The sequence below is a fragment of the Lentzea xerophila genome (assembly GCF_051094245.1).
Lineage (GTDB): Bacteria > Actinomycetota > Actinomycetes > Mycobacteriales > Pseudonocardiaceae > Lentzea > Lentzea xerophila.
The window spans coordinates 2,942,272-2,961,458 of record NZ_CP194934.1 but is presented as its reverse complement, the minus strand read 5'-3'; the positions used below and the strand labels follow the sequence as shown (position 1 = coordinate 2,961,458).

Genomic DNA, 19,187 nt, shown 5'->3' with positions numbered 1-19,187 from the left:
TCCGTACATCAGGACGTCACGCGGACGTCCTTGATCGCACCAGGCCAGAAATCGACGTTGCGGCCACCGAACTTGGCCCGCCCCACCGCGAACGCGCCGGTGCTCTCGATCGCCGGCCCCGCCGGTGCGGTGGCGACCAGCGCACCATCCAGGTACAGCCGGATCTCGTCGCCCTTCCGCTCACCCTTCAGCTCGTACCAGCGGCCGACCTCCGGCGTGATCTCGAACCGGGCGCGGTTGCCGCCCGGCGTGCTGAACGCGAACCCGCCCTGCCCGTACTGCAGGTAGAAGGGATTCTCCTGCTGCCGGCCGTCCTGGCTCACGGCGCTGACCCAGCCCTCGGGCACCTCGTTCAGCCGCACCGTCGCGGACACCGAGTAGTCCTTGGTCGTGTCGACCACCGGACCGTAGGACTCCGCGAAACCGTTCTTGAGCTCCAGCGCGCCGTCCTTCCACGTCGCGCCGGTCGTGCTGAGCGTCAGCGTGTTCCCGCCGCCGCTCGCATCCCTGGCCGAGGTTCCCCTGGTCTCGTTCAGCTTCCACTCGCCGCTGCCCGCGTACGGGTACGGCTTGCCGGCGTTGGCACCGGCCTCGATCACCCGCCGGTTGATCTCGCGGACGGGACCGGGGTCGACCTTGATGCGCTTGCGGTCGTAGGTCCAGAGCCCGTTGAGCTCGCCCTCCAGGTCGGTGACCTGCGTGTAAACCGACGCGGACAACTCCTGGCGTGCCTGGCCCAGGTAGAACGTGCGGGTGTTGTCGACGTACTTCGCCGTCAGCGCCGCCTTGTCCGCCACACCGCTGTAGATCGCGATCGGCGTACCGGGCCACTGGTGTCCCGGCGTGCGCAGCGTGAAGCCGCCGTGCTCGCCGTCCATCACGACGCGCTTGCCGTCCGGGCGGGCCGGGTCGGTGTTGTTGTAGTCGTGGTGGTCGATGACGTCGCCCCTGCCCGAGTCACCCTTGGAGGCGCAGCAGTTCACACCGCTGTGGGCGCTGACGATCCGGCTCGGATCGGCGGCCTTGACGTCGTCGGTGATCTGCCCGGTGACGGTGCGGTCCCACTCGCCCCAGCCCTCGTTGAACACGATCCACGCGTAGATCGACGGGTAGTTGTGCAGCTGCTGCATCAGCTCGCGGCTCTCGGTGAGGAACGCCTGCTGTGCCGCGGGGTTGCTGCCGTCCTCAAGGGACACGAAGTCCTGCCACACCAGCAGTCCCAGCCGGTCCGCGTGGTAGTACCAGCGGGCGGGCTCGGCCTTGATGTGCTTGCGGACCGAGTTGAAGCCGAGGTCCTTCTGCGCCTTCAGGTCGAACACGAGCGCGTCGTCACTCGGCGCGGTGTTCAGGCCGTCCGGGTAGAAGCCCTGGTCCAGCTGCATCAGGTTGAAGATCGGCTGGCCGTTGAGCGTCAGCTTCGGCGTGCCGCCGATGTTCGTCATGCCGATGGACCGCATGCCGAAGTAGCTCTTGACCTTGTCCCTGCCGAGGGTGACGTCGAGCTGGTAGAGGTACGGGTCGTCCGGCGTCCACAGGTGCGCGTCCGGCACCGGCAGCTTGAGGTTCGAGTTCGCCGGTCCGGTGACCGTGCCGACCTGCTTGCCCCTGGCGTCCCTGGCGACCGCCGTGACGGTGGCGCCGCCGGCGGACTTCACGTTCAGCGACAGCGAGCTCGTGGCGAGGTCCGGGGTCATCTTGACCTCGTCGATCCCCTTGTCCGCCACCGGCTCCATCCACACGGTCTGCCAGATGCCCGACGACGACGTGTAGAAGATGCCGCTGGGGTTGCGCGACTGCTTGCCCTTGGGCTGGTGCGGGCCGGTGGTGTCGGTGACCCCGACGATGATCTCCTGCTGACCGCGCTTGAGCGCGTCGGTGATGTCCGCGCTGAACGCCGTGTAGCCGCCGGAGTGCTCCGCGACCAGCTTGCCGTTCACCCAGACCTTCGCCTGGTGGTCGACCGCGCCGAAGTTGAGCTTCAGCCGCTGTCCCGAACCGATCTTCCAGTCGTGCGGGACCGACACCGTCCTGCGGTAGAACATGTGGTCCTCGTGCCGCTCCAGCCCGGAGAGCTGCGACTCGATCGGGAACGGCACGATCACCTTCTCCGGCAACCGCTGCCCGAACCTCGGCTGCTCGCCGGCCTTGGCGCCCGCGAACTCCCACGGTCCGTTGAGGTTGACCCACTTGTCACGTTCGAGCTGCGGCCGCGGGTACTCCGGCAACGGGTTGCGCGGGTCGAAGTTCTCGCCCCACGGCGTCCTCAGCCGCTCGACCGAGGCGTTCTTGACGGTGCGCGCGGTCTTCTCGACCTTCTTGCCGCCGGCGGCCAGCGAGCCGGCGCCGTCGTAGAAGATGCGGACCCGCTGGTCCTTCAGCACTTCCTCGGCCAGCCGGATCGTGAGGCGGTTCCGGTTCGTCGTAACGAGCGAGATCGGCATCGGCGTCGCGTCGACCTCGACCTGAAGGTGTTCCTTCAGGTCACCGATCCCGGAGACGCGGGCGTCGAAGTCCGCCGTCAGCACCCGGCCGTCCTTCGAGACCCCTGCCGTGCGCGGCACGACCTGGAAGTCCGACGGCGGCGTGAACGCCGACTCCGGCACGATCTGCTTCGGCGTGGTCGCACTCGACCAGCGCAGGAACATGTTGGCGCCACCGACGTCCTGGAACATCTCCAGCTTGAAGGCGTACTGGCGCCCGGCGGTGAGCGTCACCGGGGCACTGGTCTGCTCCCGGTCCCAGTCCCCGACCCAGTGGTCGATCACCGGCTTGTCGTCGATCAGCAGGCGGAACCCGTTGTCACCGATGGCGTAGAACGTGTAGTCGCCGGTCTGCGGCACCGCGATCTGCCCGGTCCAGCGGGCCGTCGTGTGCTCGGTGCGGCCGGCCAGGAACCCGAACACCGAAGTCAGGTCCGAGTGGTTCACCTCGGAGTCGAGCACCGTGCCGGCCAGGTTGGCGAAGTCCCGCGCACCCGGCGCAGACATGCTGAAGTACTCGCCCTTCAGGCCGTGCACGGGCTCGGCGGCACCCGCTGACGGCGTACCGGGCGCAACGCCCAACGCCAGCAGCAGAGCGACGAGTACGGGGGCGGCTTTCTTCATCGGCGAAGATCCCCTTCGTTTTACAACGTTGTAAGAGCGCTCCCCTACATCCACGCACACGGTTCGGTGGCCGGGCTACGGCCGTTCGGAGGTATCGGCCATGTCAAACCGGACAAGTTTCGCTGTTTCGCGGCTGCCGGGCTGCGGGTTCCGGACCTGGCGCCCGAGGAAGCGCCGTTCCGCGCCCTGCCTGCTCATCCGATCCGCTGCTCGCTGCTGGGGCCTGTGCTGCGGGGCGCGGACAGCAGCCGGCTGGGTCTACTCCGCGAGGTCGGGGGTGGTCTCGACCGTCACGAACGGTCCGCCGCCACGGTTCGCCGCGGAGAGCCGGCCGTCGCCGGACCGGGTCCGCACGGCGAAGACGCCGTTCGTCTCGACCCTCACCAGCGGCCCTCCCCAAAGAGCCGACCTCCGTCCTTCACCTCGACAAGGGCGGCGGACACAATGCCCGCGACGAGGCGTGCTGAGCCCAACCCACCGCCCCACCACTGCTCGCCCCACCCACAGCCGGCGACCACCTCACCCAGGCGAAGCCACCGGACCGGTAGACCCCCTCTCCACGAGACGGACCTCCAAGGTGGCGCTCGCCGGCGGCGCCTCGTCGCGTTCGATCTCCGCGATCAGCATCGCCACGGCCGTCGCCGCCTTCGCCGGGAGGTCCTGCGCGATCGTGGTCAGCGTCGGCCGGACGTACCGGCACAGGTCGAGGTCGTCGAATCCCATCACCGAGATGTCGTCCGGCACGCGCACGCCGGTCTCCTGCAGCCCGGCCACGACACCGATGGCGAGGATGTCGGCCGTGGCGAACACGGCCGTGGCCGACGGATGCTCGGCGCGCAGCCGGCGGCCCAGCGCGACGCCGTCGTCGTAGGTGGTGTTGGCCGCTTCGACCGCGCACTCACCGAACCCCTCGTTGAAGCCCTGGAAGCGTTGCCACACAACGCCCTGGCCGGCGAAACGCGGGCCGGCGAACACGACGTCGACGTGGCCGAGGGCCCGCAGGTGCTCGGCGGCCAACCGGCCCCCGGTGAAGTCGTCGGTGCGCACACCCCTGGTCACCGGGTTGTCCGCGTAGCTGTCCACCGCCACGATCCGGGTGCGGCCGGCCGAGCTCGCGGTGAACGTGCCGATCTCCTCGTCGAGGAAGCCGAGCAGCAGGGCCCCGTCCAGGTTCCAGGCCCGCAGCGCCTCCGCGACCTCCCCCGGCCGGGCGATGCCGCGCAGCAGCACGTCGTAGGCGCGCTTGCGCAGCTCTCGTTCCAGCTGGCCGATGATCGCGACGTTGTGCGGGCTGATCGTCAGGCTCTCCTCGTCGGCCGCCGGCACCAGCACGCCGACCATGCGCGACGACTTCGCGGCGAGGCTGCGCGCCGAGTGGCTCGGCACGTAGCCCAGCTCGACGACGATCCGCTGGATCCGCTCGATCGTCGCGGGCGAGACCCGCGCGCTGTTGCCGTTGATGACGTTCGAGACCGTCATCATGCTGACGCCCGCCCTCTGGGCGATGTCCTTCAACGTGACCCGCACGCTCGCGATCCCGCCTTCCCCGCTCGGCTGCCGCTCGGTTGACAGCATGGCACGGGTCACATTACCGTCATTTCTGGTTGAGCGCTAAACCTACTTTCAACCTCTCCAGTCAGATCGGGGTCGACGTGAGCAGGAGCATTTCCGTCGCACCATCCGTGACCAGGGTCGCGAGCAGCGCGGACTGGTGGCGGGACGCGGTGATCTACCAGATTTACCCGCGCAGTTTCGCCGACGGCGACGGCGATGGCGTGGGCGATCTCGCAGGCGTGCGATCACGGTTGCCCTATCTCGCCTCGCTCGGGGTGGACGCGCTCTGGTTCACGCCCTGGTACGCCTCCCCGCTCGCGGACGGCGGCTACGACGTCGCCGACTACCGGGCGATCGACCCGGCGTTCGGCGACCTGGCCGCGGCCGAGCAGCTGATCGCCGAGGCCGCGGAGCTCGGCATCCGCACCATCGTCGACGTGGTGCCGAACCACGTGTCCGACCAGCACGCCTGGTTCCAGGCGGCGCTGGCGGCGGGGCCGGGTTCACCCGAACGGGAGCGCTTCTGGTTCCGGCCCGGCCGGGGTGAGCACGGCGAGCTCCCGCCCACCGACTGGGTGTCGAGCTTCTCCGGCGGCACGTGGACCCGCACCACGGACCCGGACGGCACGCCCGGCGAGTGGTACCTGCACCTGTTCGCCCCGCAGCAGCCCGACCTCAACTGGAATCACCCGGACGTGTGGCGCGAGCACGAGGCCGTGCTGCGCTTCTGGTTCGACCGCGGCGTGGCGGGCATCCGCATCGACTCGGCGACCATGCCGGTCAAGGACCCCGGGTTCCCCGGGGTGGACGAGGCGGCGGGCCACCCGTTCGTCGACCGCGACGAGGTGCACGAGATCTACCGGCGGTGGCGCGCGGTCGCCGACTCCTACGCCGAACCCAGGGTGCTGATCGGTGAGGTCTGGCTGGCGGACCAGCAGCGGTTCGCCCGCTACCTGCGGCCCGACGAGATGCACACGGCGTTCAACTTCGACTTCATGACCCGCCCGTGGTCCGCCGCCGCGCTGCGCGGCTCGATCGAGTCCACTCTGGACGCTCACCGGCCGGTCGGCGCGCCCGCCACCTGGGTGCTGGCGAACCACGACGTCACCCGGCCCGCCACCCGGTACGGGCGCGAGGACAGCTCGTTCGGGTTCGAGGCGCGGAGGTTCGGCATCGCGACGGATTTGGGCAAGGGCACGCGACGGGCTCGCGCGGCGGCTCTGCTGACGGGCGCCCTGCCCGGTTCGCTGTACGTCTACCAGGGCGACGAGCTCGGGCTGCCCGAGGTGGAGGACCTGCCGCTCGACGTGCTGCAGGACCCGATGTTCTTCCGTTCCGACGGGCTCGACCCCGGCCGGGACGGGTGCCGCGTCCCGCTGCCGTGGACGGAGGCCGGCAGCGCGTTCGGGTTCAGTCCCCAGGGGGCGGTCTCAGAGCCGTGGCTCCCGCAGCCCACCGGCTGGGGCGCGTACTCGGTGCAGCGGCAGGAGTCCGACCCCGGCTCGGTGCTGAGCCTCTACCGCTCGTTGCTGGCGCTGCGCAGGCAGCTCGGCGGCGAGGACTTCTCCTGGCTCGACGTGGGCGCGGACGTGCTCGCGTTCCGCCGTGGCGCCGGCTTCGCCTGCGTCGTCAACCTCGGCACCACCCCCGTTCCCCTCCCGCCGCACATCGAAGTGCTGCTCGCCAGCGAGCCGGTGCGCGCCGGCCACCTCTCCCCCGACGCCGCCGCCTGGCTGCGTGTGTGAGCCATCCTGCAAGGAGCGACGATGAAGTCCTCGAGAACCACCGCCCCGGTGCTGACAGCGACCATGCTCACCGCGGCGTTCGCCCTCTCCGCGTGCGCCGGTGGTGAACCGGAGGGATCCGGCGGCCGGCTCGCCCTGACGGTCGCGATCGACCCCGGGCTGGAGAAGGGCGCGATCGACGCGTTCAACACCCGCGTCGCCGAGTTCGAGAAGGCGCACCCGGACGTCGACGTGCAGCCCCAGGAGTACAAGTGGGACGCGACGACGTTCACCGCCCAGCTCGCGGGCGGCACGCTGCCCGCGGTGTTCACCGTGCCGTTCACCGACGGCCGCGGGCTGATCGAGCGCAAGCAGGTCGCGGACATCGGCGGCGAGGTCGCGAAGCTGCCGTACGCCAAGGGGTTCAACGCGTCGGTGGCGAAGGCCGGCCAGGCCGCGGACGGCAGCATGCAGGCCGTGCCGATCGCCGCGTACGGCCAGGCCCTGCACTACAACCGCACGCTGTTCGAGCAGGCGGGGCTCGACCCGGACGCCCCTCCCGCCACGTGGGCCGAGGTGCGTTCCGCCGCCAAGCAGATCGCCGAGCGCACCGGCCAGGCCGGCTACGCCCAGATGACGGCCGGCAACACCGGCGGCTGGGTCCTCACCACGCTCGGCTACGCGTTCGGCGGCCGGATCGAGCAGCTCTCCGGTGACAGCGCGAAGTCCACGCTCAACACGCCAGAGATGCGGGCCGCGCTCAAGACGCTGCAGGACATGCGGTGGGCGGACAACAGCATGGGCGCGAACTTCCTCTACGACTGGGCCACGATCAACCAGGACTTCGCGGCGGGCCGCATCGGCATGTACGTCTCCGGCGGCGGCAACTACGGCTCGCTCAAGGCACAGAACGCGCTGAAGGCCGAGGACTACGGCATCACCACGATCCCCCTGGCGGACAGTGGCACCGCCGGTGTGCTCGGCGGCGGCTCGCTCGCCGTGGTGAGGGCGAAGTCGTCCGCCGCGGTGATCTCGGCGGGCGTGAAGTGGATCGACTTCTACTACCTGTCGAAGCTGACCGAGCAGGCCCAGGCCGTGGCGGACGCGAAGACGACGGCCGAGACGTCGCAGGCGGTCGGCTCACCCGAGTTGCCGGTGTTCGACCGCGCCCTGCACGAGCAGCGTCAGCAGTGGATCGCGCAGTACGTCAACGTGCCGGTGCAGCAGATGAAGCCGTACACGGACCGCATGTTCGCGCAACCGCTCGTGCCGGAGCCGACCAGGTCGACCCAGCAGGTCTACGCGTTGCTCGACCCCGTGGTGCAGGCGGCGCTGACGGACCGGAACGCGGACGTGCCCGCGTTGCTGGCTCAGGCGGAGTCGCAGGCGCAGGCGTTGCTGGACCGCAAGTGACCACCACCGCCCCGGCCAGGCAGGCCGCGCCACGCACCGCCGCGCGGTCTGCCGCCCCGCTCCGCCGCCGCACCCGGCCCCGCGGCACCGGCCTCGCGGCCCTGCTGTTCCTGCTGCCGATGTTCGCGGTGTTCGGCGTGTTCTCGTGGATCCCGATCCTGCAGACCGCGGTGATGTCGCTGCAGCAGACCAACCTGGTCGACACCCCGGAGTTCGTCGGCCTGGACAACTTCGTGACGGTGCTGAACGACCCGCTGCTGTGGACGGCGGTCCGCAACACCCTGTGGTTCGCGTTCCTCGCGCTGCTCATCGGCTACCCCGCGCCACTCGTGCTCGCGGTGCTGATGAACGAGGTGCGCCGGATGCGCGGCCTCTACAGCGCACTCGCGTACCTGCCCGTGGTGGTCCCACCGGTGGTGGCGGTGCTGCTGTGGAAGTTCTTCTACGACGCGGGCCCGCACGGCCTCTTCAACACGGTGCTGGGCTGGTTCGGCGTAGCACCGGTGGCGTGGCTGCAGGACGGCGGCACCGCGATGGTGTCGCTCGTCGTGGAGTCCACCTGGGCGGCGATGGGCGGCACGGTCATCATCTACCTGGCCGCCCTCACCCGCGTGCCGCCGGAGCTCTACGAGGCCGCCGAGATCGACGGCGCCTCGGTGTGGCGCAAGGTCTGGCACGTGACGCTGCCCCAGCTGCGGGGCGTCCTGCTCATCACGTTCATCCTGCAGATCGTCGGCACGGCCCAGGTCTTCCTGGAACCGTTCCTGTTCACCGGCGGCGGCCCGGCGAACCAGACCACCACCGTTCTCCTGCTGATCTACAACTACGCGTTCGCCTCCAGCCTCGGCGGCGACTACGGCGCGGCCACCGCCCTCAGCCTCATGCTCGCCGTCGTGCTGGCCCTGCTCTCCGCCCTGTACTTCCGCCTCACCCGCTCGTGGGCCACGTCGTGACGGCCCGCGCGCCCGCCGCCGGCCACCTCCCGGCCCGCAACCGGAACAACCAGCCGATCCGGCACCACGTCCGCACCGGAAACGTCCTCTCCCCCAACGTGATCACGCCACCGGTCACCCGCCACCCAACCACCGACAGGAGGACCCGATGACCGACCGAGGCGTCCTCTCCTCCTACGACCGCAAGACCCCGGCCGTCCGCCGCGGCCTCCGCACCGTGCAGGGCCTGGTGCTCGGCGGCCTGCTCCTGATCGGCCTGGGGCCCGTCCTGTGGCTGGCGAAGGCCGCGATCACGCCGACGCAGGACACGTTGCGCGAGCCGCTCGCGTTGTGGCCGAACGGGTTCGACTTCGCGAACCTCGTCACGGCGTGGACGCGGGTGGAGATCGACAAGTACTTCCTGAACACGGTGCTGCTCGCGTTCGGCGCGTGGGCGGTGCAGTTGCTGGTCGCGATGACGGCCGGGTTCGCCCTGTCGGTGTTGCGCCCGCGCTACCGCAAGGTCGTCACCGGGGTCGTGCTGGCGACGCTGTTCGTGCCGTCGGTGGTGCTGCTCGTGCCGCTCTACCTCACGATCACCGACCTGTCGCTGATCAACAGCTTCTGGGCGGTGTGGTTGCCGGCGGGCGCGAACGCGTTCAACGTCCTGCTGGTGCAGCGGTTCCTCGACGGGCTGCCCCGCGAGGTGTTCGAGGCCGCGACGGTGGACGGTGCCGGTCCTCTAAGGCTGTTCGTCTCGATCGTGTTGCCGATGTCCCGGCCGATCCTCGGGGTGGTGTCGGTGTTCGCTGTCATCGCGTCGTGGAAGGACTTCCTCTGGCCGATGCTGGTGCTGCCTGATCCGGCAGTACAACCGCTGTCCGTGCGTCTGCCCGCGCTCCAGCGGTTCGTCGAGCTCGACGTGTTCCTCGCCGCGCTCGCCATCTCGACCCTCATCCCTGTCGCGCTCTTCCTCGTCTTCCAGCGCCTGTTCCTCAACGGCGGCGCGCTGAGCGGCGCGGTGAAGGGCTGAACGAACGGAACCCCCACATGGCAACGTCGCCATGGTTGCGCGCGCTCGCAACCGCCCTGATCACCCTGTGTGCCACAGTTCTGCCCACTTCGGCGAGCGCGGCCCCCACGCGCCTCGAGGCCGAGAACGCCGCGCTGACCGGCGGCGCGGTCGTCCAGTCCGACCACACCGGCTACACCGGCAGTGGATTCGTCGGCGGCTACACCGATGCGAACCGAGGTGCGGCGACCACGTCGTTCACGTGGTCCGCGCCGGCCGCCGGCACCTACGCGCTGAACCTCAGGTACGCCAACGGCACCGGCTCCGGGCGCACCCTCACGCTGCGGGTCGACGGCGGTACCGCCCGCCAGGTCACGTTGCCGCCGACGGCGAACTGGGACAGCTGGACCACGGCACCCGTCTCCGTCCAGCTGCCGGCGGGTTCCCACACCCTCGCGTACAGCTTCGGGTCCGCTGACAACGGCAACGTCAACCTCGACCACCTCGACGTCACGAGCACCGTCGCCGAGTCGGGGCCCGGCTACGAGGCGGAGAACGCGACGCTGAGTGGTGGCGCGGCCGCGCAGACCGACCACGCCGGGTACACCGGCAGCGGGTTCGTCGGCGGCTACGTCGACGCGAACCGGGGTACCGCGCGCACCACGTTCCGGGTCACCGCCGCCTCCTCCGGCCGGCACGACCTTGTGTTCCGGCTGGCGAACGGCACCGGCTCGGTCCGCACCCTGTCGCTGTACGTCGACGGCGCGCGGCAACGGCAGATCTCGCTGCCGACCACGGCGAACTGGGACACCTGGACGACCTCGACCGAGCAGGTCCAGCTGAGCGCCGGGCAGCACGACGTCGCGCTGGCGTTCGACTCGGGCGACTCCGGCAACCTCAACCTCGACAGCCTCACCGTCGGCACCGCGGTCCAGGCCGGACCCGGTGAAGCCGAATCGGCGTTCCGCTCCGGTGGCGCGTCCGTCCAGACAGGACTGAGTGGCTACTCGGGGCCGGGTTACGTCGCCGGGTTCGGCACCGTCGGCGCACGGGTGGTCCGGACGCTGAAGGCCGACAGCGCCGGGAACGCGACCGTCACCGTGCGGTTCCAGAGCACGTCGAACGCGACGCTGGCGTTGACGGTCAACGGCCGGGACGCGGGCACGGTGTCCTTCACGGCGGGCACCGGGTGGCGCACGGCGACGGCGACAGTACCGTTGCGGGCAGGAGTGAACACCGTCGGCCTGTCGAGCACGACCGCGGCGGACGTGGCGGTCGACAGCATCGCGGTGACCGGCGAGGGCGCGCTCGCCGAGCGCGGGGCCACGGTGCCCTACACGACCTACGAGGCCGAAACCTCCACCACGAACGGCACGGTGCTCGCGGAGAACCGCGCGTACCGGCAGATCCAGTCCGAGGCCAGCGGCCGGCGGGCCGTGGTTCTCGACGCTGTGGGCGAGCACGTCACCGTGAAGCTGACGGCCCCGGCGAACGGCCTGGTGCTGCGTTACTCGATCCCGGACACCGCGGACGGCGCGGGCCGGCGTGCACCGATCTCGTTGTACGCGGGCGGCACGAAGGTCCGCGACATCACGCTGACGTCGGAGTACAGCTGGGTGTACGGCGACTACCCGTACTTCAACAACCCGGCGCTGGGCGGCGGGCACCGGTTCTTCGACGAGACCAGGGTCCTGGGCTCCTGGGCGGCGGGCACCGAACTGAAGTTCCAGGTGGACACCGCGAACGCGCTGCCGTACGTGCTCGACTTCGTGGAGGCCGAAGCGGTACCGGCCGCGGCAACCGCGCCGGCGAACGCCGTGTCGATCACCGCGCACGGCGCCGTGCCGGACAACGGGTCGGACGCCACCGCCGCCATCACCGCGGCGATCGCGGAGGGCGCCGCCCAGAACAGGCCTGTGTGGGTGCCGGCGGGCACGTTCCGCATCTCATCGCGCATCACCGTGGGCAACGTGCGGATCATCGGCGCCGGCCCGTGGCACTCGGTCATCCAGGGCACCGGTCCCGAAGGCGGCTTCGTCGCCACCGGCAAGGTGACGATCGCCGACCTGGCGATCTTCGGCGACGTCCGGGTCCGCGAGGACAACGGCTCCGACCCCGCGCTGGAAGGCAACTTCGGCACCGGTTCGCTGCTGCAGAACCTCTGGATCGAGCACACGAAGGTCGGCCTCTGGGCGGACAACGGCACCACCGGCCTGTACGCCGTCGGCCTGCGCATCCGCAACACGTTCGCGGACGGCGTGAACCTGAACGGCAACGTCGTCGACACCAGGATCGACCAGTCCACCACCCGCAACAACGGCGACGACGGCCTGGCGATGTGGTCCGAAGGCGCACCGGTGACCCGAGGCGCGTTCACCCACAACACGGTGCAGCTACCGGCGGGCGCCAACGGCATCGCGGTGTACGGCGGCACGGACAACCGCATCGAGGACAACCACGTCTCGGACATCGTCACCTCGGGCTCCGGCATCGCGGTGAGCACCTGGCACCAGCCGGTTCCGTTCAGCGGCACGACAACCGTGCGCCGCAACACCCTGCTCCGCGCGGGCAGCTTCGAGCCGAACTGGAACTCGGCGATCGGCGCGCTGTGGATCTACACAGCCGACCACGAGATCCGCACCCCGGTCGTGATCACCGACCTGACCATCACCGACAGCAGCTACCAGGGCGTCCTGATGAGCTGGCAGAAGACGATGACCCCGATCACCTTCGACCGCCTCACCATCGACGGCGCCACGTGGGGCTTCGAGATCCAGGCCGCCGGCAGCGGCACGATCTCCAACACCAGGGTGAGCCGGGCGTCCTCCGGCGGGCTGCTCAACGCCCAGGGGTTCGCTCTGACGCTGGGAGAGGGCAACTCGGGCATCTGACGGCAGCGGGATCTCCAGGCTGACGGGTGCCCTGGAGCGTTCTGGCAGACGCGCAACGTCGCCACCGAACCGCGGTACCCGCACTGCCCGGCTGCCACAGTGAGGGCAAGGGCGAAGGTCTACGCAGATCGACCACAGTCGCGTTGCCGCCAACGCGGCTGTGGTCCTGGCCGTGGCCGTCGCTCCGCACTGCTCTCCCTTCTCAGGCGAACGTTCGGCGCGGGCGCGGCAGGGGTCCCACGAGGACGTCGGCCACGGCCTCCACGAACTCGGCGCGGCCACACCCAGCCGCCTGGCAGGGCTCCGGAGAACCTTTCGGAATCTGCCGGGTTCACCCGATCCGGACTCCAGACCGGTGTCCTCGCTGGGACGACTGGCATCGTGTCAGCAGACGACAGCGGCGGGCCGGACACCACTGATGATCGCGGAGGCCACATGGACGTGCGGGTGGAGATCGCCGGGACCACCACGGTGATCTGGATGAATCGCCCAGATCGGCGCAACGCGGTCGACGGGCCCATGGCCGCCGAGCTACGGGAGGCGTTCCTGGCGTTCGAGGCGGACGCCGGCCAGCGGGTGGCGGTGCTCGCGGGTGCGGGCGGGACGTTCTGCGCGGGTGCGGACCTCAGCTCCGTCGGGGACCCGTCCCGCCGCAACGAGCTCGATCCCGAAGGCGGTGGGAGCGGCCCGATGGGGCCGACACGGTTGCTGCTCAGCAAACCGGTGATCGCGGCGGTCAGCGGGTACGCGGTCGCGGGCGGGCTGGAGCTGGCGCTGCTCGCCGACCTGCGGGTGGTGGAGAGCGACGCGGTGTTCGGGGTGTTCTGCCGGCGGTGGGGCGTGCCGTTGATCGACGGTGGCACGGTGCGGCTGCCCAGGATCGTCGGTCTGGGCCGGGCGTTGGACCTGATCCTCACCGGACGCCCCGTGGCCGCGGACGAGGCGCTGGCGATCGGGCTGGCCAACCGCGTGGTCGACCCCGGCCAGGCCGTGCCCGCCGCGCTGGAACTGGCCGAGCAGATCGCCGCGTTCCCGTTCGAGTGCGTGCTCACGGACCGGGCGTCGACCTACGCCGGGCTCGACCTGCCGCTCGCGGAGGCGCTGCGGGCCGAGGGCGTGGCCGGGGTGCCGATCGTGGCACGGGAGGGTGCTGCCGGCGCCGCACGCTTTGCGGGCGGCGCCGGCAGGCACGGGCTGTTCACCACCGAAGGCGACCAACGCTGAACTGGCACCGCTGGCAGGCACCGGAAGCGCGCTACCGAAGGCGACCAACGCTGAACTGGCCTCACCGGCAGCCACGGGAAGCTCGCTAGCGAAGGCGCCGAACCGTGAGGTCGGGATTGCGGGCGATCTCCCGTTCGCTGAACGCCCCCGTGACCCACTGCTTCCGCACGTAGAGCCGGGCCTGATCGGTGTGATGCGGCGAGGCCGGGTCGGCTGACTGGCCGTACACCAGCATCGAGCTCATGCGCGGCCCGTTCTTCGTCAGCTCGACCGCCATGACGAAGCTGGTGCCGTGCGGGATCGACGGAACCACACCGGGTTGTGGCGGTCCGGGCACCGAGATCACGTTGAAGCAGCCTTCCGGGCCACGACAGCCGTGGACCGGGATGCCCTCGTACTGCTGGACGGCGTCGAGCGGCACGTCCACCGCGACTCCGGCGGCCGCGAACGCCCGTACCGCGTCGGCGAAGGCTCGCTGGACGCCGGGGTCGGTCGCGTCGATGCCGCGCGGGGTGTGCTCGGGGTCGGCCGGGTCGAAGGGCACCTGCCAGAGCTTGGTTCCCGGCCGGCCGGTCAGCGTGATGAACGAACGCCAGAAGTACGCGCCCCGGCTGGTTTCGCCCGTGTCGCCGGTGCCTGGCCAGGTGGCCAGGGCGGAGCAGGCCGCGCGGACGTCGACGATGCTGCCGTCGCTCGCGGGCAGTGCCGGGTTCGCCTGGCACATCGCGACGACGGCGGCGCGGCCCTGTTCGGCGGTGAGGTTGCGGTTGCCGAACATCGCCTGTTCCACAGTGGACAGTGTGAAACGGTTGGAGCCGATCATGTCGAGGCCCAGGCGGGTGCGCGCGGACCGTTCGGTGCCGATGTCGCCGACGATGGACGGGTAGCCGGTCAGCGGTGCGGCGGGGTTCGTGAGCCAGGGGCTGTCGTTCATGTTGCTCACGTGGTCGCGCCGGACCAGGGTGGGCAACCGGCCTGGTCCGAGCCTGCCGGGTGTCACGGCGTCGGCGTCGGTGCCCCAGCCGCAGTCCGACCGGCTGCCGTCGAGGACCACCAGGCCGATCTCGGCGGGGACGCCGCAGCGGGCGCGCCGGTCGTCGGTGACGTGCGGGACGACCTGGATGTCACCGTAGTAGGTGGTGCCGGTGGAGTCCGAGGCGATCGTGTTGACCCAGGGCAGCGCCTGGTGGCGGACGAGCGCATGATGCAGGTCATGCACGCCGCGGGCACGGGCGATGGCGAGCCACTGGTCGATGACCCGCAGGTTGCCGTGGTTCGCGTCGCGCAGCACGTACGCCGTGGTGTCCGTCCACCGCAGCGCACGGTCGTCCTCGACGATCGGGCCGTCCGGTGTGCGGTAGAGGGTTCTCGTGGTGCCGCCGGCGGTGACCTGCTCGGCGATCATGCGGTGCGCCTGGCCGTCGACGAGGTAGCTGGTCGGGTCGCCGGGGACGAGGGTCAGCTTCGACAGCGTCACCGTCTGCGCCTCGGACGCCGTGTGGGTCCAGCCCATCTTGTCGTTGTGACCGATGTTGACCACCGGCACGCCGTACAGGCCGGCCCCGCTGACGTTCAGCTCGCCGGGGATCGTGAGGTGGTGCTGGTAGAAGCGCCAGGTGTCGTCCCAGTCGAAGTGCGGGTTGCCCAGCACGATGCCGGTGCCCGCGGTGGTGGCCTGCCGGCCGAGCGCGATGCCGTTGCTGCCGGGCCGCTCCCGGATGACGCGCGCCGGTGCCGCGACCTCCGATCCCGGCGGTTGCGCTGACACGAGCTGCTCCTGGAACCCTTCGCTGCCGGTCAGTCCCGCCACCTGGTGGACGCGCCGCCACACGTCGAGCGCGGTGATCGGCCGCACCCACCGCGCGCAGGCCGCCGGTGGACCGGCCTCGGCGAGGTGGCGGTTGAACCCGTCCGCATAGCCGCGGACGAGGTCCCGTGCCTGCCGCGACTGGTCCCCGATGTGCCGTTCGACCACTTTGGACTGGTTCAGGCGCTGGTAGTAGAGGTCACTGGCGAGACCGTCCGGCCCGAACCAGCGGGACCGTTCGGCGGACAGCGTCACGACGATCTCGGCCATGACGCACGCGTTGTCCTCGGCGAACGCGTACCCGAGGCCCTCCCCCACACCGCGGTAGTCCGCCGCCAGCACGTGCGGGATGCCGTAGGAGGTCCGTCTGATCACGGTGCCGCCGTCGGCGACGGCGGGTGGGCTGCCGGCCAGAACCGCTGCCGACACGAGCGATAACGCCAGGAACCGGCGCATGGTTGTCCCCCTATTCGTTGTGCAGGACGGTGGCGATCGAGAAGCGCGCCGCCGACCTGGCCGGGATCACCGCGCCCAGCACGGCGATGACGATCCCGGTCAGGGCGAGCAGGACGAGCAGCGGCGCGTGGTAGACGTTCATGAGGATGGCGACGGCGTCGGCCTGGCCCGCGTGCGCCATGGCCGGCACGACCACCTGGTGCACCGCGACGCCAACGGGCACGCCGATCAGTCCGCCGAGCACGCCCAGCGCTCCCATGGACGTCACCAGCAGCACGGTGACCTGGCGCGGGGTCATGCCGATCGACTTGAGCATGCCGAGGTCGCGGCGGCGTTCGCGGGCGCTGAGGACGACGGTGTTGAACACGCCGAGCGCCGCGACCGCGCCCAGCACCAGCGTCAGCACGACCGCGGCGCTGATGATGATCACGGCGGTCGACGAGGCGCCGTCCCGTGGTGGCAGGACGCGCAGTCCCGGATCCGCCGACCTCACCGCGGCGGTGTAGGTGTCGCGATCGGTACCGGGAGCCATCCGCGCCAGGTACGAGGTGGCGCGCGCACCTGGAGCGAGTGAGTCCACAGTGGACCAGTCGGCGAAGATCTGGTCGGCGTTGTTGGTCAGCACGATCCCGACGATCCGCACCCGCGTCTGGTTTCCCCGTGCCTGCACGGTGATGGTGTCGCCGACCGCGAGTCCCCGCTGGTTCAGGAACCTCGACGGGACAGCCACCTGACCGGGTCCGTCCGGCCAGTGCCCGCTCAGCACGCGCGGACCCAGTGCGGCGGTGTCCCCGCGGTAGAACCGGATCATGGCCTCCTGGGTGCCACCGGCGACCTCGGTGTCGAGCTGGGTCATCGCCAGCACGGCCGTCGTGCCGGGCAGCGACCGCAGCATCGACTCGTCCTCGGCGTCGCTGAGCTTCGCGGCCGGTGGCTCCACGTCCTGCTGACGAACGGGCGGGGCGCCCGGCGGCGGCCCTGCCATCAGCTCGACGCGGTCGGTGAAGTTCGGCCTCACAGCGTCGTTGTAGGCCGTCATCGACAGGGTCACGCCCGCCGCGAGGGTCACCGTCATGACCCCGAGCACGACCGAGGCCAGCGTCAGCGCGCTGCGGCCGATGCGGGTGAACGGCAGGCCGAGGCCCAGGCTGACCGAACGCGGCAACCTCGTGCCGCTGAGCCGGCGCTGGATCCGCAGCGCCCGCCCGGTGTGCGCGGTGATGCCCGCGCTGATCGCCTGTGCCGCCGGGAGCCTCCGCGCCCGCAGGGCCGGGACGAGCGCGGCCAGCATCACCAGGACCGGCATGCCCAGTGCCGCGACGATGTTCACCCACGGCGCGAAGCTCAGTTCGTCGACGCCGAAGCCCTCGACCGCGTCCTGCACGACCGGTCTGGCGAAGAGGTTGCCCGCGAGCGTGCCGAGCGCGCAGCCCGCGAACGCCGGGATCGACACCATCACCAGGTACACGGCCATGACCTGGTTCGGGGTGTAGCCGATGGCCTTGAGCATCCCGATGTGCCGCAGGCCCGCGACCACCGAGCCGCTCACGACGTTCGCGGCGATCAGCACCGCCACGACCAGGCCGAGCACGCCGAAGATCATCAGGAACGGGATGAACACGCCGAGCTCGGAGGTCGCCTTGTCCTTGACGGTGAGGTGCGAGAGCGTGCCGAGCAACGCGTCCTGGGGCAGCCCCGCCATCACGGCGCGTTGCCCCACCTCGACTTCGGCGGGCGTGCCGGCCGCGGCGAACCGGTAGAGCATCTGCAACGCGTTCGGCCGCAGCTCCAGCACCTGTGCGGGAGTCGCCCACGCGTCGGCCGATCCCACCACCGAGTGGGCGAACCCGACGATCGTGAGCACCGGGCGTCCGGGGAGCCGCAGCTCGACGCCCACGTTCATCCGGCCGATCGAGCCGGGCGTGCGGTTCAGGACGATCTCGCCGGGGCTGGTGGCCCACCTGCCCTGCCACACCGTCACGCGGTCGACGGAACCGCCGGGATCCGCCCGTCCCACGACGGTCAGCGTGCCCGCGAAGACCTCGCCGCCGGAAGTGTCCACAATGGCCTGCGGGAACGGCCCTGCTGAGCTTTCGGCCGGGCCGGCGGCACGTCGCAGGTCCTCCTCGGTCACCTGCCGCGGGTCGAACGCGGCGGCCAGGTGCGCGCCCTGCTGCGCGGCGAACGCCCGGTCGAACGGGGCCGCCGAGGCCTCCAGCAGTCCGAGCGCCATCACCAGCGTCGCACTGGCGGCGCACACGACGACACCGATCACGATCGTCTGCAGCTTCCGCCGGCGCACCGCGGCCCACGCCGCCGACCACACCGCGTTCATACCCGCTCCAGGCTGTTCTCGCGTGCGATGCGACCGTCGACGACCTCGATCAGCCGGGTGGCGCACCGGGTGGCGAGCCGCTCGTCGTGCGTGACCAGCACCAGCGTCTGGCCGATCTGGTTGAGGTCGAGCAGCAGGTCCATGACCTGCTCGCCGGACCTGCTGTCGAGCGCGCCGGTCGGTTCGTCGGCGAGCAGCAGGGCGGGGCGGTTCATCAACGCCCGCGCCACCGCGACGCGCTGCCGTTCGCCTCCGCTGAGCTGCGCCGGGTAGACGTTCTTCCGGTGCGCGATGCCCAGCTCTCCGAACAGCTCCAGCGCGCGCTGGCGGGCCTGGCCCGGCGCGGTGCCGGTGAGCTGGGCGGCGAGGGCGACGTTGTCCAGCGCCGACAGGTCGTCGAGCAGGTTGAAGAACTGGAAGATCATGCCGATACCGCGGCGGCGGAACAGCGCGAGGCCGGTCTCGCCCAGCGACCCGAGATCGGTGCCGTGCACCACCACCGAGCCGGACGTCGGGCGGTCGAGGCCCGCGATCGTGTTCAGCAGCGTCGACTTGCCGCTGCCGGACGGCCCCATCACCGCTACGGCTTCCCCGGCGCGGACGGTCAGCGAGACCCCGTCGAGCGCGGTCGAGTCGCTGTACTCCTTGCGCACGTTCGTCATCTCGACGACGGCGTCTGCGTTCTGCATGGTGGCCATCCTGCTCAACCGGCCGCCGGGAAGCGTCAGACCGGGG

General features: G+C 70.7%; 12 protein-coding genes. 6 read left to right on the top strand and 6 right to left on the bottom strand.

Annotated features, from left to right (window positions below):
• Window positions 1-8: 8 nt before the first annotated feature.
• The 3 genes from ACRSBM_RS14355 to ACRSBM_RS14345 form a co-directional block, all read right to left on the bottom strand.
• Window positions 9-3,104, bottom strand: a complete 3,096-nt coding sequence (locus tag ACRSBM_RS14355; protein WP_434443856.1) for a PA14 domain-containing protein — start codon at window positions 3,102-3,104, stop codon at window positions 9-11.
• Between the two features lie 258 nt (window positions 3,105-3,362).
• The gene (locus ACRSBM_RS14350) at window positions 3,363-3,488 is read right to left on the bottom strand and encodes a hypothetical protein (protein ID WP_434443854.1); all 126 of its coding nucleotides are present in this window, start codon (window positions 3,486-3,488) and stop codon (window positions 3,363-3,365) included.
• A 135-nt stretch (window positions 3,489-3,623) separates the two neighbouring features.
• Window positions 3,624-4,679 carry a LacI family DNA-binding transcriptional regulator gene (locus ACRSBM_RS14345; protein WP_434443852.1) on the bottom strand — a complete coding sequence of 352 codons (1,056 nt, stop codon included), beginning with the start codon at window positions 4,677-4,679 and terminating at the stop codon, window positions 3,624-3,626.
• A gap of 107 nt (window positions 4,680-4,786) precedes the next feature.
• On the opposite strand from ACRSBM_RS14345, the gene ACRSBM_RS14340 reads away from it, so the two are divergent.
• The 6 genes from ACRSBM_RS14340 (at window position 4,787) to ACRSBM_RS14315 (ending at window position 13,854) form a co-directional block, all read left to right on the top strand.
• Complete coding sequence (locus tag ACRSBM_RS14340) at window positions 4,787-6,403, top strand: glycoside hydrolase family 13 protein (RefSeq protein ID WP_434443850.1); 1,617 nt, start codon at window positions 4,787-4,789, stop codon at window positions 6,401-6,403.
• Between the two features lie 21 nt (window positions 6,404-6,424).
• A complete protein-coding gene (locus ACRSBM_RS14335) occupies window positions 6,425-7,795 on the top strand; it encodes an ABC transporter substrate-binding protein (protein ID WP_434443848.1) in 1,371 nt (456 codons plus the stop codon).
• Window positions 7,792-8,748: a carbohydrate ABC transporter permease gene (locus ACRSBM_RS14330; RefSeq protein WP_434443846.1), complete on the top strand. Its 957-nt coding sequence runs from the start codon at window positions 7,792-7,794 to the stop codon at window positions 8,746-8,748. Before ACRSBM_RS14335 ends, ACRSBM_RS14330 begins: the two co-directional genes overlap by 4 nt.
• A 148-nt stretch (window positions 8,749-8,896) precedes the next feature.
• Window positions 8,897-9,760: a carbohydrate ABC transporter permease gene (locus ACRSBM_RS14325; RefSeq protein ID WP_434443844.1), complete on the top strand. Its 864-nt coding sequence runs from the start codon at window positions 8,897-8,899 to the stop codon at window positions 9,758-9,760.
• A gap of 35 nt (window positions 9,761-9,795) precedes the next feature.
• Entirely contained in the window at window positions 9,796-12,630 is a 2,835-nt protein-coding gene (locus ACRSBM_RS14320) for a carbohydrate-binding protein (RefSeq protein ID WP_434443842.1), read from the top strand.
• A 435-nt stretch (window positions 12,631-13,065) separates the two neighbouring features.
• On the top strand, window positions 13,066-13,854 hold the full coding sequence (locus ACRSBM_RS14315; RefSeq protein WP_434443840.1) for a crotonase/enoyl-CoA hydratase family protein: 789 nt from the start codon (window positions 13,066-13,068) through the stop codon (window positions 13,852-13,854).
• 85 nt (window positions 13,855-13,939) lie between these two features.
• On the opposite strand, the gene ACRSBM_RS14310 is transcribed toward ACRSBM_RS14315, so the two are convergent.
• Genes ACRSBM_RS14310 through ACRSBM_RS14300 form a run of 3 tightly spaced genes read right to left on the bottom strand, consistent with a single transcriptional unit; the run spans window position 13,940 to window position 19,141 of the window.
• Window positions 13,940-16,117, bottom strand: a complete 2,178-nt coding sequence (locus ACRSBM_RS14310; protein WP_434443839.1) for a penicillin acylase family protein — start codon at window positions 16,115-16,117, stop codon at window positions 13,940-13,942.
• A gap of 10 nt (window positions 16,118-16,127) precedes the next feature.
• Window positions 16,128-18,452 (bottom strand): FtsX-like permease family protein, encoded by a 2,325-nt coding sequence (locus ACRSBM_RS14305; protein WP_434443837.1) that lies wholly within the window; start codon window positions 18,450-18,452, stop codon window positions 16,128-16,130.
• On the bottom strand, window positions 18,449-19,141 hold the full coding sequence (locus ACRSBM_RS14300; RefSeq protein WP_434443835.1) for an ABC transporter ATP-binding protein: 693 nt from the start codon (window positions 19,139-19,141) through the stop codon (window positions 18,449-18,451). Before ACRSBM_RS14300 ends, ACRSBM_RS14305 begins: the two co-directional genes overlap by 4 nt.
• Window positions 19,142-19,187 lie beyond the last annotated feature (46 nt).

Bases quoted from the DNA above. Each gene is read 5' to 3' on its own strand.
- ACRSBM_RS14355 (WP_434443856.1), bottom strand. From the start codon at position 3,104: ATGAAGAAAGCCGCCCCCGTACTCGTCGCTCTGCTGCTGGCGTTGGGC.
- ACRSBM_RS14345 (WP_434443852.1), bottom strand. From the start codon at position 4,679: ATGCTGTCAACCGAGCGGCAGCCGAGCGGGGAAGGCGGGATCGCGAGC.
- ACRSBM_RS14335 (WP_434443848.1), top strand. From the start codon at position 6,425: ATGAAGTCCTCGAGAACCACCGCCCCGGTGCTGACAGCGACCATGCTC.
- ACRSBM_RS14325 (WP_434443844.1), top strand. From the start codon at position 8,897: ATGACCGACCGAGGCGTCCTCTCCTCCTACGACCGCAAGACCCCGGCC.
- ACRSBM_RS14315 (WP_434443840.1), top strand. From the start codon at position 13,066: ATGGACGTGCGGGTGGAGATCGCCGGGACCACCACGGTGATCTGGATG.
- ACRSBM_RS14310 (WP_434443839.1), bottom strand. From the start codon at position 16,117: ATGCGCCGGTTCCTGGCGTTATCGCTCGTGTCGGCAGCGGTTCTGGCC.
- ACRSBM_RS14305 (WP_434443837.1), bottom strand. From the start codon at position 18,452: ATGAACGCGGTGTGGTCGGCGGCGTGGGCCGCGGTGCGCCGGCGGAAG.
- ACRSBM_RS14300 (WP_434443835.1), bottom strand. From the start codon at position 19,141: ATGCAGAACGCAGACGCCGTCGTCGAGATGACGAACGTGCGCAAGGAG.